This window comes from Leucobacter sp. MMO-125, from assembly GCF_037148395.1.
Classification (GTDB): Bacteria; Actinomycetota; Actinomycetes; order Actinomycetales; family Microbacteriaceae; genus Leucobacter.
Window position 1 is genome coordinate 406,979 of record NZ_JBBCTL010000004.1, and the last position, 14,885, is coordinate 421,863.

Below are 14,885 nucleotides of genomic sequence, written 5' to 3' on the forward strand. Positions count from 1 at the left end.
GTGGGCAAAGAACAGCGATAAGATCTGGCTAGATTGTCATAGTTGCTAGCTCGCCCTCGGAATTTGTATGTCTGTTCTTCAGCGGCGTCAGTGTCGTTTTCGCGAGTGTAGGAGTACCAGACATGAAAGCAGCCGCCGGCGTTGTTCCAGCCCCGCGCCAAAAGGGGTTTCTGAATTGGATCGAGCGGGTGGGGAACAAGGTTCCCGACCCGACGATCATGTTCCTGTACCTGATCGGGTTCATCGCCGTGCTCTCGGCGATTTTCAGCTGGGTGGGGGTCTCCGTCTCCGACGAGGTCGCGATTCCGGTGAACACCGATCAGGTCTCGCAGCTGAACGACCAGTTCGGCACGAACTGGCAGCTCTACGACACCGCCACGGGCGAACCAGCCGATGTTCCGAAGTACGTCGTCGAGACCCGTACGTTCGAGGTGAAGAACCTCATTTCCGTCGATGGTCTGCGTTTCTTCTTCACGTCGTTCGTCGACAACTTCGCCGGATTCAGCGTCGTCGCCACCGTACTGATCGCCATGGCGGGCGTAGGCGTCGCCGAGCACGCAGGTCTCATGGGTGCGCTGATCCGCCGCGTGGTAAAGGTCGCTCCGAGGCGCTGGCTCGCCGCCATCCTTCTCTTCGTCGGCGTCCTCTCCTCGGTCGCCACGGATGCCGGCTATCTGATCCTGGTGCCGTTGGCCGCCGCCGCCTTCCTCACCGTCGGCCGTCACCCGCTCGCGGGTCTCGCGGGAGCATTCGCCGCTGTCGGCGCCGCGTTCGGGGCGAACCTCATCATCACTCCGAGCGACAGCATGCTCACCGAGGTGACCAACGGCGTGCTGGCCGCTGCGGGGATGAAGCCGTTGCAGGTCACCCACAATCTCTACTTCGGCATCGTCTCGACGTTCCTGCTGACGCTCGTCGCGCTCCTCGTGACCATGTTCGTCACCGAGAAGCGACTTGGCGGCTACGACAAGTCCGAGATGACTATCGCCGACGATGGCGACGGCGTCGACCACGATGCCGAGGCGCGCGGACTGAAGTTCTCCGGTTGGGCGCTGCTCGGCTTCGTCGTCGTGATCCTGGCGCTCACGCTGCCCCCGGGGGCTCCGTTGCGTGCCCAGTCGAACGACGAGATCATGGGGACTTCGCCGTTCATGGCAAGCCTGGTGTTCATCATCTCGTTGGCCTTCCTGGTCTGCGGAGTCGCCTACGGGGCCGGAGCGAAGACGCTGAAGGGCGGTTCGGCGGCCGTCGCTGCGATCGCGAAGACCTTCGGAAGCCTAGGCGGGCTGCTGGTGATGTTCTTGATGATCGCCCAGTTCATCGCTCTCTTCAACTGGACGAATCTACCCACCGTTGCGGCGATCTCCGCCGCGGAGGCGCTTCAGCATGCGAACGTGCCCGCCATCGTTCTTCTGCTCGCGTTCATCCTGGTGATCCTGGTGCTCGACTTCATCCTGCCCGGTCTGGTGCCGAAGTGGGTGATCTTCGCGCCGGTATTTATCCCCATCTTCGCGTCGCTCGACGTCGCCCCGCAGACGCTGCTCGCCGCCTACCGTGTCGGTGATTCGCCGGTGAACGTGCTCACGCCGCTCATGGTGTATCTTCCGTTCATGGTCACCGTGGCGCAGCGCTACAAGAAAGACGCGGGCATCGGCACAATCATCGCCCTGATGATCCCGTATGCGCTGTGGATGCTGCTGGCCTGGACAGCGCTCTACGTCGCCTGGTTTCTCACCGGCATCCCGTGGGGGCCGGGATCGCCCGTGCAAATCGGATAACCCTCACGCGACCTTCATCTCACTCATCTCTGAAGGGAAATTGGATCATGACCCGCAGTCCGAACAAACTCATTCCCGAGGACTTCGCCACCGTTCCCGGTCTGGCCGCGGTAGAAGCGACTCGGATCAGCCTCGGAGACTCCACGTCAGATGTCGACCTCATCGCGGTCGGCGTCCCGGAGTCGGGCGACGTACCGATCCTGATCGGCCTCGGACGCGACGCGCTCGTGTCCACCGGCTTCAAGGCCAAGCCCGGCCAGACGCTGCTGCTTCCCCGGGCGAGCGGCCCCGACCTGCTGGCCGTCGGCCTCGGCGACTCCTCGGCCGTCACCCCGGCTGAGCTGCGCGATGCGGCGGCCGCGGTCGTGCATGCTGGGGCCTCGCGCGAACGCATCGGCCTGAGCCTCGACCTGCCGAGCAGCGACCGATCGACCGCGATCACCGCACTGGTGGAGGGTGCGCTGCTCGCCCGCTACCGGTACACTGAGCTGAAGAGCGATCCGAAGCACGCACCGCTCGTGGAGCTGGCGATCGATGGCACTTCCGAGGAGGATCGGCCGGCCGTCGAAGCCGCCCGGATCAACGCGCGCGCAGCGGTCGTGGCGCGAGACCTCGCCAATACACCGCCGGGCCACCTCACCGCGACCGATCTCGGCGAGATCGCCGTCGAGCTCGGTCACCGGTTCGGCTTCGACGTCGAGGCGTTCGACAAGCAGCAGCTGATCGAGCTCGGCTGCGGTGGCCTGCTCGGCGTCAATCAGGGCTCCGTCGAGGAACCGCGCATGATCGTGCTGCGCTATCGCCCTGAGGGCGAGCCGGCCGGGCGGCTCGGGCTTATCGGCAAGGGCATCATGTACGACTCCGGCGGTATCAGCCTGAAGCCGTCCGACCCGATGCACCTGCTCATGAAGATGGACATGGGCGGTGCGGCGGCCGTGCTGGGCGCCTTCACGGGACTGCGGGACGCGGGGGTGCGCACGGAAGTGCTCGGCTGGCTCATGTGCACCGACAACATGCCCTCGGGCACCTCGTACAAGCTCGGCGACGTGCTCACCGCACGGGGCGGCACCACGATCGAGGTGAAGAACACCGACGCAGAGGGTCGTCTCGTGATGAGCGACGCATTCTCGTTCGCCAACGAGGAGGGGGTTGACGCCATCATCGACATCGCGACTCTCACGGGAGCCGCCCTCGTCTCGCTCGGCGGCCACGTGGCCGCGCTGCTCGGCAACAACGAGCGGGTGATCGACGCAGTGAACCGCTCGTCGAGTTCGACCGACGAGCAGGTGTGGCGGTTGCCTCTGGTACGCAAGTACCGGAAGCAGCTCGATTCGGATATCGCCGACATCTCGAACCTCGGCGGCCCGTTCGGCGGCACCATCACCGCGGCGCTCTTCCTCGAGCATTTCACCGCTGGCACCCCCTGGGCGCACCTCGACATCGCGGGCACGATGCAGGTGGACGCCGATGATTTGTGGCGCACCAAGGGCGCGACCGGTTTCGGCGCGCGCCTGCTGCTCGATCTCGCAGGCGACTTCGCCGGCATCCCGGCGAGCTCGGCCTGACCTGGAGAAGGAGAACCATATGTCCGACGCCCAGTACACTGGACCCCTGAACTTCGCGGTGTTCGCGCTCCCACGCGCAGCCCGGCTCACGGAGATCGCGGCTGAGATTCGTGAGCTGGCCCGCGGAGGCAGGGCCGAAATCCTCGACGTGGAGTTGGTCTCGCGCACCGCCGCCGGCCACGTGCAGCTCGAGTCGCTGCCGCACGACCTCGCCCCCGCCGAGACCGACCTCCTGCAGCCCGACGACCTGACGACGATCGCCGAGGATCTCGGCGATGACGAGATGGCACTGGTCGTAGTTTACGAAGATCGCACGCTCACCGCTCTCGCCGGCAGCATCTCGGCCGTCGCAGGTCGCGAGCTCTGGTCCGGCGGCATCGACGCCGCGGATCTCGATACCGACAACGCCGATGTCAAGGTCGCCGACCCCGACGCGAAGAACTGAGGGAGCATCATGGGTCTTCTCCGCACCGCCGCTCGCGCATCCGTCGCCGCCCGCGTTGTCGGTAACGTGCAGCGACGCCAGCAGACGCAGTGGGCGGCTCAGGACGCAGCCCGGGCGCAGAGCGCACCGGCGCAGAACGTCCCGGCGCAATCCACGGCCCCGCCCACAGCGCCGGCAGCCGCACCCGACACGCAGACCCTCATCGACCAGCTGACCCAACTGGGGCAACTGCGCGATGCCGGGGTGCTCACCCCGGCGGAGTTCGATGCGCAGAAGCAGCGACTCCTGACTTCCAGCTGACCCGACCGCCCGTTTCCGACAAGCAATTCGATCTGCTCTGCAGCGAAAGGAACACCCATGACATTCCTCTCCAACATCTGGGACGCCATCTGGTGGATACTCACGATATTCGTGTTCATCGCCTACCTGATGGCGCTCTTCTCGATCATCGGCGATCTCTTCCGCGATCGGAAGCTGAACGGCTTTGCGAAGGCCGTCTGGCTGCTCTTCCTCGTCTTCCTGCCGTTCCTCACCGCCTTGGTCTACCTCATCGTTCGCGGGCGCGGCATGGGCGAGCGCGCGGCGGCCCAGGCGCAGCAGACGCAGGATGCCGCTGAGTCGTACATCCGCTCGGTGGCGGCCGAGGCCACGCCGACCGATGAGATCGTCCGCGCGAAGCAGCTGCTCGACGCCGGCGCGATCGCCGACGAGGAGTACGCGTCGCTCAAGGCGGCCGCGCTCGCCAAGGCCCAGGCGTGAGGCTGGGACGCGCCGTCTCGCTCGGCGGCCGCGTCCCTCTTCTCGATATCTCCTCAGTGGGAGCCTGCCGCGATCGGCCGCACGGACGGCGTGCGCGAGTCCATCGGCCTGCTCGTCGTCGTCGTGATCCCCGTCGCAGCGCTCGCGTTCGGCGTGCTCGGTGTCCTCCGGTAGGCGGACGCCGTCTGGCAGGCGCTGGCCCTCGACGGGCTGCTGCTCGGCCTCCTCGGATCGTTCATCACCGCCGCGCGCACGCCGTCCGTGTGGGCGCGGCTCGGCGGCGTGATCCTCACCGCCGGGTGCGGTGCACTGATGATCCTGCTGATCCGCCATCGCGCGAGCACGAACGGAACCTCGCCGATGGCTTTGACGTGTCGCTACGTGGCAAACTTGTGCCTCGCTCAACACTTGAGTCCTCTCTTTGAGCTGTACCTTCGGTTGTATCCGAGATCCGCGAGGCGGCGCATCATCTGGGCCTCGTCCGTATGAATCCTGGATCCTTCCTGGACATGGTTCTGCGCAAACGCGACGAGCCCGATCGTGTTCAGCCAATCCGCGAGGCCGAGACTCATCCTCCCGAGCGTGCGTCCAGGGGCCGGGGTTCTCAACCGCGGCCCCGGGGGCATGCCTTCCCCGTGGATGCGCCGCTGCTCCCGGCACTCATCCCGCCCACGAAGGTCTCGTCGATCTCGACCAGACCACGGAGTTTCTCTCTGCTCTCGCGCACCATGACCCGGCGGAATCTGCGCAACCACGCCCACGCTGTCTCGCACCACCCGAACCCGAGCAAGCGCTGCAATGACTGCGCACTCATCCCGTTCTTCTGCGAAGCGATCAGCCAGGCCGCCATGAACCAGATCTGCAGCGGGAAACGCGTGCGGTGAAAGATCGTGCCCGCAGTCACCGAACTGCAACGCTGGCATGCGCGGCATATTCGAAGCCCGTCAGCGGCCAGCCGGCAATCCTTCCCGGAGCATCTAGGGCATTTGAACCCCTCTCCCCGCCGCAATCGTTACAGGTAGCGCAGGCATGCGGCACCGTCGAGAAAACAATGACTGGAACTCTTGCATCGTGCACAGGTGGTACTCGCCGGCGATCGGGTGCCGCTCGTACGTGTCAACACAAGAATGCTTCAGCTAGACAGACACCCAGAAGCGATGTTCGATATGGGATCGATACGTTGCTGGGATGACATCCACCGAATCATCGGAAGCTGAACCAGTCGCAAGATGACCGGAGCCCAACGGAGCTGCCTATCTTCAAGGCAGTGGCTCCAGGCACCTTCGCCTCGTCCTCCCAAGTGCCTAGCTCGCACGACGGTAGGACTGAAGCTGGATCGGGACCGAGCTCCCGCCATCCGCCCCAACAGCGCGCTCACTCAACCGCATTACCAGCAACATCGCTTCGGAGGGGCTGATAGTGTTGAGGTCAATTGTGATGACATTCTCCGCATGCATTCTGAGCTTCACATCAAGTTCGATATTGAACGACTTTGTGGCGACAAGGTTGACGATGTCCCGTAGGTACTCCTCTTCTACTGGGACGTACTGTTGTGTCGTCTTCGGAGAAGAATGGCCGAGGAGCATCTGCACAGCGTAGATGTCGCGAGATACTTGGTAGGTCCGCTTCGCAAAAAGATGACGCAGTTTATGGAGGGTCCAAGCACCTTCAAGCACTGCATTCGCGAGCACAGAAACATACCGGGGAGAAAGGTGACCATCCTTGTTCCCCGGGAACAACCAAAGGTTCCCCTCCGCGAAGGCCGTGATCTCGAACGCGAGCGACTCAGGAACAGGCACGACGCGGATCTTGCCACCCTTTCCATGAACAGTAAGCCACCAATTCTCCTCGTTCTTGAAGAGGTCTAGCTCGGACCGAATGATGGCAATTTCACCGCGCCGAAGCCCTAGCTCGGCACCCAATCGCAGGATGAGGCACGTGCGTCTATCTGCGCGAAGCAAGGACGCCAAGTAGATGCGATATGGCACTGGACTGGGGTTGGGTGGCGTCATTGGAACGCGAGGCATATCTTCGACCGGGTTGAAGGTGGCCCGCCCATCCACGATTGCCCATTTCCAGAAGACACGGAAGGTTTGTAGTCGAGCACGACGCGTTTCACTCGACCAGTGCGTCCTCGATGCAAGGAAAGTGAGCAAGGCAGAGCGGTCGAAAGAGAACGGCTCCACTCCGGCTGCCCTCGCCAAATTCTCCAAGCGTTCTCGGAAGGTGCGGATAGTCTCCTCCCGCCTCCCTACCGCCGAGCAATACTGGAGGAAGCTGTCGATCGGCTCCCTCCATTCCACTGGCACCGGCAGAGCACGCGGATCGTCCAATTCCCACCTCAGAGATGTTGCTACTTATTTGCATCGAACTGACAAGCCCTACGCGGTTGTCAGATATCGATCTCCCTTGATCCGCATATCAACGATAGTAGAAGTGCAAAGGGGTCCGCCTCAGCGGACCCCTTTGCACTACGACACACCTCTCGGAGACCCGAAGGTAAGCTGCCTGAGGTGGCTCTCGACAATCGAGTCGGCCTCCCACAAGACTTGCAGCCCTCTGAGATCCCAGATCAAGCCATCCTCCAGAAGCCTCGGGATCGACTCCAGATCAGAAGGTCGGGGGTTCGAATCCCTCGGGGCGCACCAAGAGAAACACCCCGTCGCACAGCGACGGGGTGTTTTCGTTTTCCTCCCTCGGGTATGCCTGCGCCCTCACCCCTCCCTGCGCCAGCCCCTTTCCCATTGCTTTGCCCTGCCCAAACTCCCCCTCCCCACCCAGGACCTCCTCCGCTCCTGCTCCCCAGTTCAGGCGGAGAAGCCCACCCAAAAGCTCAGTTTGAACTGCGATTCACGCCTTGAAGAGAGCGGGAAGAGGAATGGGAGAGCAGAGAAGGCAGGGCAGGGCAGGGCATAGTAGCGGGCGATGGGTAGGTGCGCCAGCCCCTCCTGTGTAGGCCGGTCTTGCCGGATACTGAGGCTTCCCGCACAGACCGAGACGCGCCGTCAGAGAAGCGCCGTCAGAGACACATCGAGGAGCAGCAATGACCGACACTACGCAGCCACCCGTAGCCCCAGCCGCTGCCACAGTCATCGAAGACGACGAACTCGAGGCCACGATCCCGCTTCCGCATTACCGCCCCGAGCGGCTCATCTGAGCGCACCGAAAACGCCAGCCCCAAACACTGCAGCTCAAAGAACCTCAGCCTCGCCCACTTCAGCCCCGCAACCTTCGTCGCCGGGATCACGCCCCGTCCAGTCCTGCCCTACGCCGCCGACGGTGCGCTTGACGCAGCTGATCCGCGATTCGTGAACTCCACGGCGTCCATCACCACGGCGCGCAGGCTACCGCCCTCCGACAGCACCCGGAGTTGCCGATCCGCCCCAGTGCCTTCGGCGAGCATGCGGGTCACCCCGCGCTCCACTCGCGCACGGTCCCCGGCATGATCCAGCGCAGCGGCAACGTGGCTCAGCAGTTCCGACACGGCGGCACGGGGGCTGCGAGGGGCGCCGGCAATCGGATCCACCAAACCCGTGCCGCCGATCCCGAACCGACTCGCCGACCACATCGCGAGCCGCAGCACCGCGCTCTCGGCTGACACGGGCTCGATGCCACCGCGCCACTCGCGAGCGGCGGTCTCGACAAGCGCACGCACCAGCGCCGCGATCACCACCGCATCTTCAGCGTCCATGCACACATCGGCCACCCGCACCTCGACAGTGGGATAGTGGGCGCTCAGGCGGGCATCAAAGTAGATCATGCCGGGGTCGAGCACTACACCGCTCGCAATCAGCGATGCGACGACGCGATGGTACTCCGCCGGCGAGCCGAAGCGATCGTACACACCAGCCGAGGGCCAACGCCCCCACGCCTGATAGCGGTAGCTCGCGTAGCCGGTGTTCTCGCCCCGCCAGAACGGCGAGTTGCCGCTCAGCACGAGCAGCACGGGCAACCACGGCCTGATTCTGTCGAGCACCGCCACTCCCTCGGCGTCATCGGAGACGGCAACGTGAACGTGGAAACCGCAGGTCAATTGCTCACGCATGGTGACACCGAAGCGCTTGCCGATTGCTGCATAGCGGGGGCTTGGCGTGACGTGCGAATCGACGGAAAGCACACTCGTGCCGAGCGCAGCAGCACGCACCCCGACCCGCCGGGCAGCATCATCCGCTCGGCGGCGGCCGAGGAGGATGGATCGCGCGAGCTCGTCGAGGGTGCGGCACGGGGGCGAGACCACCTCAAGCTGCTCCCGTTTCGCCTCCCGCTCAAGGCCAGGAGACTCCTGGTCGGGTGCCCCCACCGCGGCCGCGAGCACCGCGTCGACCACCGCGACAGGCTGTCCCGACCGGCCGTCCACCAGCAGCAGCTCCTCCTCCACCCCAACCGTGCGGGGCTCGGAACCGGCATCCCTCATCACCATCCTGCATCTCCCGTTCACCACGCTCGAGCCGGGCGTGTGCACCGATGCTCAGCCATCCCGAGCCGATCAGGCTCGCCGGCTGCGCCGCCGGCACATTGCCGGGAATTGCTTCCAGCTTCGGGGGTGGAGCCCGCCAGGTCAGCCCCTTGACTTTTAAGCCCAGGGGTAGACCTAGACCGCGCCGCGCCTCTCAGTCGATGAGTCGCCGCACCCCCGCTCGCGTCAGCATCAGCGTCACCACCAGCAGGGTGACCGAGAAAAACCCTCCCAGGTGCACCGCGTCGCCGAGCACGAGATCGGTGAGCCAGAGAATGAGAGCCTTGCTGCCCGCAGCAACGATCACAAAGCCCGCGGTCGCAACAGCCCGCGCCTGCACGGATGGGGCGCGCTTGAATCTCGCGATGACGCGCGCCTTCGCCGCCACAGCAAGTTCAAGAACCACCTTCATTAGCACCGCCGTGACCAGCGAGGTGAGAAACGACTCGCTGACCACCTCGGGAAAGACCTCGGTGAAGATCGCGAGAACAGCGGTGTAGACGAAGACGTCGACAACATCTCTCGCGCGCAGCCTGTGCATGCCTTCATCGTAGGCACAGCCCGGCGCCGCCGCACCCGGAATCGATCGCTTGCGGCGCTGAGCGCCGAACCCCACGGGTTCGGCGCTCAGCCATGCGGTCATCGAACACCAGGCGCTGCACCGGAGCTTCGGCGTCGCTGCATCCATAGCGCGAGCACCAGCCCCGCTCCCAGACCACCCACGACGAGCGTGAAGCCCAGGGTGCCCACACCGCCTGTCAGCGGCAGCTGCGGCACCGCTGACTGCTCATTCTCGATCGGCATATCGAAGGCCGTCTCGCCGCGCACGGTGATGCTGCGCGGCGTATCGTCGAGGACATAGCCCACCGGAGCGCGGGTCTCCGTGAGGATGTAGTCGCCGGCTATGAGGCCCACGATGCGGAATGTGCCAGCCGCCGGATCACGATCAGGCCCGCTGCAGTCTGCAGCGTCACTCGCGATACAGTCGGTGACCGCGATCGCAGCCGCGACCGGGTCGCCGTTCGCGTTGACCCGCACCAGCGACCACTCGGAGCCCGAAAGATGCTCGCCCGAAGGCCCCGCACTCACCTTCTCCCACGCGAGCGTCGAGGTGTTGACGACGATGCCTGCGGGATCGCACGACTGGTCGACGGCGGTATCCGACGGTGTGGCGCAGGCATTGTTGATCAGGGTTCCGCCTGCTGCTTCGTCACCCAGTTCGAGCGTGTACTCGATCACGACGGCGTTCTGCTCGCCGGGAAGGAGCTCAGGGATCACAGCCCCGGCAGCAAGCCCTTCGGGCAGCGGATCGAGCGCGGCGAGATCGACTTTGTCATCGGTGATCTCCACATTGGTCAACGGCTGGTCGCCGGTGTTGGTGACGACGAGCCGGTACGGCACCGTGTCACCGGCGTATCGGGTCGGGTAGTCGTCGATGTTCTGCGCGTCATGCCAGGCGCCCTGGTCGTCTTGGACGTACTTCTTGATCGTGACAGAGTTCACAGCCGCGATCTGGAACCAGCTGGAAGTGCGCATCACGAGTTGCGTACGGGAGGTACGCGCCTCAGCACGGTTCACATAGATGTCGTCGAAGGTGGCTCCGCTGGTGGTGACCCCGATCGTGAACTGCTGGCTCGCGCCAGCGGGCAGCGCCGGGCCGATGACGCGCACAGCGGTGGCATCGGGCATGAAACTCGTGGTCCAGCCGACGGTATTGCCTGCCGGGTTGCCGGAGGCTCCATTTGAGGGGTGCGCGGGGTCGTCGGCCAGCGTGGCAGGATCGGCGACAGAGTAGTAGACCGTGGCTCCCGCAACCGCCGTCACCGGGTTTGACAACTGATATGAGCCTGAGAAGCTCGTGCCGCGACCGTCACCGTTGTACGGGAGGATGTCAATGGTGTCGGTGAAACTCTGCGCAACCGAATCCGCGGAGGTGAGCCTGATTGTCCACTGATCGCTCGCTGTCCCCGCCTGGTGAGGAACTTGCTGCGCATCGACGGTCTTGGTCAGGAAGGTGTAGCCTCCATCGCGCACGCGCGTCGCAGCCGTGTCCGAATCTTTCACACCCGCCAACTGGATCTCAGCACGATTGGTGAAGGTGTCACCGGGGTTGGCAGACCCGTTGATGGTCGCGCTCAGCAGGATTGTGTAATCGGTGTTCGTGGAGACACCGTCGATGTTCCAGGCAACGTTTTGCCCGTTCACCGCGGTCGGCGCAATGCTCGCGCTCCCTGGCACGTAGCTGAGGCCGGCCGGCAGCGCATCGGTGATATCAACGTCGTTGACAACCGTGTCCACCGGCGCATCTACCCGGTAGTTGAGGGTGAAGTTGACGGTAGCGCCCGGCATTGTGGTGGTCTGGTCCACGGATTTGTCGATGTGAGGTTGACCAGCGACGATGCGCAGCACGTCACGGCCACCGCCGGTGAAGGGATAGCGTGATCCTGGAGTTGCGGTTCCTGAGAGCGGCTTGTCAGCCAGGTTCGTGCCTCGCTGCGGGTTGAACCAGGCATCGTTGCCGAGTTTGTAGCTGGTCCAGGTCCAGATGTCCTGACCAACCTCAACATTGGATTTCACTGTGGCGAAGGTGCGCAACGGCGCAATCGCGTCGGGGATGTTCGCTGACGCTGGGAAGGTGGCGCGGATCGCTTTGACGGTTGACAGATCTGACGGCAACGTTGATTGCCAGTTCGATCCGGTGGACCCGTCGCAGCGGAAGTTGTCAGGATTGTAGTCCTTGCTATTAGGGTCGACCATGCCACCCGTGCCGGTGCCAGTGAAGTACTCGTACACGACGCCGGGATAGGGCTGAGAGCTCAGCCATGAAGATGCTTTGGTGCTGACGAACGTCACATACCTGGTGTCAAGCACCGTGCACACCTGCGTCTGGGTCTCGCTTCCTGTCGGAGGCCGTACGCCGGATGTGGCGAGCACTGGCTGGCCGGCCATCGTGCGGTAGGTGTCGGTCCAGATAGTGCCGGTGACCGGAGGAGACATCTGGTTGAGAATCCAGCCGCCGGTCCAGACGCCCCTCGTCACCGCGACCGAGTTGCTATTGTTCGCCGGATTGTCAGCGCTAGTCTCCCCGATCGTCGAGGTATAGGTGGGCGCTGTCGCGGTGAAGGAGAGTGTCGTCGGGCTCGTGTAGGTAAACCGCACCACAAGGAGGCCCGCAGCGACCACATCCCACTCGGTCGGCAGCGCCACCCCCGTCGAGTCTCGGCGAGGATCAAGCGTTTTCGAGTAGTCGATGCCGGTGAGTGTCAGCCTGAGCCGATTGCTCGACACCTGGGTCAGGGTGCAATTCGTGGGGAACGGAGCGGTCTGGGATGCGGCGAAGCCGGAGCCCGAGTAGGGGTATCCCGAGTTGCTGAGATTCTGTGCGGTGCAGCCCGTTGCGGCCGGGGTGACGGTGTCCCCGGCACTCGCGGTGAACGTGAGGTCGTAGCTCACGCTGTTTGGGCCGGCCGTCGAGCCGGGAGCGTGGCGCAAGGACCAGGGGAACGAGACAACGTTCTGCCCCCCGTCCTGCGAATTGTTCGGCGTGCCGCCGCTGAACTGCATGTCCATCGCGAACGGGTTTACGATGTCGAGCAGCGGCAGTGAAGCCATCACCTCATTGACACCGGGCTGCCCAATCTTGGCGGAGAGCCCGACCCGGTCACCGGTGTTTCCTTCGACTTGGATGCCTGCCAGCAGAAGCTCTGCCGTTCCGAGGTCTCGCGTGCCCAGATTGCAGACCAGCGTCGCGCCGTTGTCCTGGATCGCAGACACCGGTGAGACGCCACTCCTGAGGCACTCCGCCGGCATGTCGGTAAAGAGCGCGTGCTGTGCCGTGAAGGTGATGGTCACATTGCTCTGCGACGGGTTCTCGGGTGCAGCTTCAGAGTCATTCAAATTGTAGCGCCACACCGTGGTGAGCCCGGTGCCGGATTTTACCGGGTTCCCCGTGCCCGCAGACCAGTTGCCCTGGATTTCGTACACCGGGGTCACCGCTTCAGCTGCGACCGGAGGCTGCAGCACGGTAACACCGGCCGCTACGGAACACGCGAGCAAAGCGGCACCGGCTTTCTTCAGGCGGTCGCGCGCACTCGATCGCTTTTCGTTCTTGGCATTTGCGCTGAGATCGAACGTGAACATTTGGTCCATTCCTGATTGTGGATCGGGAAGTCAAAAACTCTCGCGCGCAATATTGCGCCGAGAGGCGGGCGGGCGACTTGAGTACCTCAGTCGCCCGGACGAGTCGCGGGCCTGGGAAAGCGGTGATTCCGCTGGGGTCGCAGCCAGTGCTGCGCCCCCAGCGGAGACCTTGCTAGTTTGTGTCAGCCGCTCGGCGTCGGTTGAGAAGGATCAGCCCTGCCGCAATGGCGATCGCGGCGATACCGCCTGCGATGAGGAGCACCTGCCCTGCCGCACCGGTCAACGGCAGTTCAGGGACCCCCTGCTGGGTGTTCACGATCTCGACATTGTCCGAGACCGTGGTTTCACCGATCTTGACCGTGACCGCCGTGAACGGGTCAGCGGGCAGAACATATCCTGCAGGAGCCGCGATCTCCTTGAGCACGTAGCAGCGCTGCAGCGCGTCGATCGCGGGGTTGACGCTGTCGCTCACGAACAGCCCCGGGATCGAGATGACACCGGTTCCTGTGGAGGCGAAGTTCGTGGTGCCGTTCACCTCGATCGGGTCTCCCGTGGCTTCAGCTGCAGAGCAATCCGCGGCATAGGGATCGACGGCGTTGTACACCTCGAACACCGCCCCGTTGAGCTTGCCCTGGTCACCAGCGGTTCCGGCAGCTCGCTTCTGCACGGCCAGTGAACCCCAGTGAGTCTCGACGGTGGGCGACGGCACAGGAGGCTTCGTGTTCGGGTCAAAGCCGGGGTTATTCGGCCACAGCTCAGCAGTGTTGGTAATGGTGCCATTCCCCAAGCTAGTCACCGTCCCGGCAAAGACCACCTGGATCGTCTTGCCTGCCTGCGCATTTGGGCCCTGGTTCAACCAGGCGAGGCCGGCAGGGGTGAAGTTCATGGTGATCTGCTGACCTGCCACGGTGAGCGTGTAGTAGGTCGGATCGAGCGCTGCCCCGTTGACCGTCACTGGCATGTCAGCGGCGGCGACGGGGGTAAGACGCGAGTCAAAAGTGTCGCGGATCGCGAATCCGGTCCAGTCATCACCGGTCGTAGGGATCGGCGCCGACACGGGGAACTTGACGACAGCCCCGAGACCGGTGTTCTGCTGCTCGTCGATCGACTTCGTGATAGTCGCCTCACCGTTCTTGGGATAGGCGTGCACGTCGTACACCCACCCGCTCTGGTGCGGCATGGGGATGGTGACGATGAACGGCGATGCGGCATCGATGATCTGCGCAGGCGCCGACGTTTCGCACACCTGGTAGGCGCCGATCGTGAGCGATACCTGGGCGATGCCTGCACTGTTCGTGAGCGGCATGGCCTGTGCAGCACCGAGTGTGTACCCGGGAGGGGCTGCGCAGCCCGCACCCGGCACGAGCGACTGCAGAGCATCCCAGTTCGCAGGAACCGTCAGGTCGAGTGCCTGACCGTTCTTCAACAACGGATAGACGGTGAAGACCACTCCCTCAACGGGATCAGTGAACTCTCCGTCCGCAGGCGCCTCACTGATGTCTCCCTGGCCCGGTGTCACCTGGTGAAGAAACTTGTGGACTGTGAGGGAGCCCGAACGCTCGAAATCGATATCCCCAAAGCCCTGGGGGGCAGCGACTGCGGCGCTCCCTCCGCCCATAAGTGCGACGACGCCCACGGCGGCCGCTCCAATCATCGCAGCTACGCGCCGCCTTGTGTTCCGCTTAAGCAACCGAACATCTCCTTCCGTACCGATCGAGGCCCGCTGAACCCCTCATCGAGCC

At 64.1% G+C, this 14,885-nt stretch carries 11 protein-coding genes; 5 read left to right on the top strand and 6 right to left on the bottom strand.

Annotation, left to right across the window (positions count from 1 at the left end):
* The first annotated feature begins 122 nt into the window (after positions 1 to 122).
* Genes WFI54_RS11955 through WFI54_RS11975 form a run of 5 tightly spaced genes read left to right on the top strand, consistent with a single transcriptional unit; the run spans position 123 to position 4,547 of the window.
* Complete coding sequence (locus tag WFI54_RS11955) at positions 123 to 1,778, top strand: AbgT family transporter (protein ID WP_336653022.1); 1,656 nt, start codon at positions 123 to 125, stop codon at positions 1,776 to 1,778.
* 47 nt (positions 1,779 to 1,825) lie between these two features.
* Positions 1,826 to 3,343, top strand: coding sequence for a leucyl aminopeptidase (locus tag WFI54_RS11960; RefSeq protein ID WP_336653023.1), 1,518 nt, complete (start codon positions 1,826 to 1,828; stop codon positions 3,341 to 3,343).
* 19 nt (positions 3,344 to 3,362) lie between these two features.
* Positions 3,363 to 3,788 (top strand): hypothetical protein, encoded by a 426-nt coding sequence (locus WFI54_RS11965; protein WP_336653024.1) that lies wholly within the window; start codon positions 3,363 to 3,365, stop codon positions 3,786 to 3,788.
* A 9-nt stretch (positions 3,789 to 3,797) separates the two neighbouring features.
* Positions 3,798 to 4,088, top strand: coding sequence for an SHOCT domain-containing protein (locus tag WFI54_RS11970; RefSeq protein ID WP_336653025.1), 291 nt, complete (start codon positions 3,798 to 3,800; stop codon positions 4,086 to 4,088).
* 57 nt (positions 4,089 to 4,145) lie between these two features.
* Entirely contained in the window at positions 4,146 to 4,547 is a 402-nt protein-coding gene (locus WFI54_RS11975) for a PLDc N-terminal domain-containing protein (protein WP_336653026.1), read from the top strand.
* A gap of 604 nt (positions 4,548 to 5,151) precedes the next feature.
* On the opposite strand, the gene WFI54_RS12765 is transcribed toward WFI54_RS11975, so the two are convergent.
* The 6 genes from WFI54_RS12765 to WFI54_RS12000 all read right to left on the bottom strand — a co-directional run bounded on the left by WFI54_RS12765 (position 5,152) and on the right by WFI54_RS12000 (position 14,833).
* Positions 5,152 to 5,451: an IS1595 family transposase gene (locus WFI54_RS12765; protein WP_442918652.1), complete on the bottom strand. Its 300-nt coding sequence runs from the start codon at positions 5,449 to 5,451 to the stop codon at positions 5,152 to 5,154.
* Positions 5,452 to 5,851: 400 nt separating this feature from the next.
* Positions 5,852 to 6,880, bottom strand: coding sequence for a tyrosine-type recombinase/integrase (locus WFI54_RS11980; RefSeq protein WP_336653027.1), 1,029 nt, complete (start codon positions 6,878 to 6,880; stop codon positions 5,852 to 5,854).
* 932 nt (positions 6,881 to 7,812) lie between these two features.
* A complete protein-coding gene (locus tag WFI54_RS11985; protein ID WP_336653028.1) occupies positions 7,813 to 8,961 on the bottom strand; it encodes a carboxylate-amine ligase in 1,149 nt (382 codons plus the stop codon).
* Positions 8,962 to 9,157: 196 nt separating this feature from the next.
* Positions 9,158 to 9,544, bottom strand: a complete 387-nt coding sequence (locus tag WFI54_RS11990) for a hypothetical protein (protein ID WP_336653029.1) — start codon at positions 9,542 to 9,544, stop codon at positions 9,158 to 9,160.
* 98 nt (positions 9,545 to 9,642) lie between these two features.
* Positions 9,643 to 13,143, bottom strand: coding sequence for a DUF7507 domain-containing protein (locus WFI54_RS11995; RefSeq protein WP_336653030.1), 3,501 nt, complete (start codon positions 13,141 to 13,143; stop codon positions 9,643 to 9,645).
* A gap of 172 nt (positions 13,144 to 13,315) precedes the next feature.
* A complete protein-coding gene (locus tag WFI54_RS12000) occupies positions 13,316 to 14,833 on the bottom strand; it encodes a SpaH/EbpB family LPXTG-anchored major pilin (RefSeq protein WP_336653031.1) in 1,518 nt (505 codons plus the stop codon).
* Between the last annotated feature and the right edge of the window lie 52 nt (positions 14,834 to 14,885).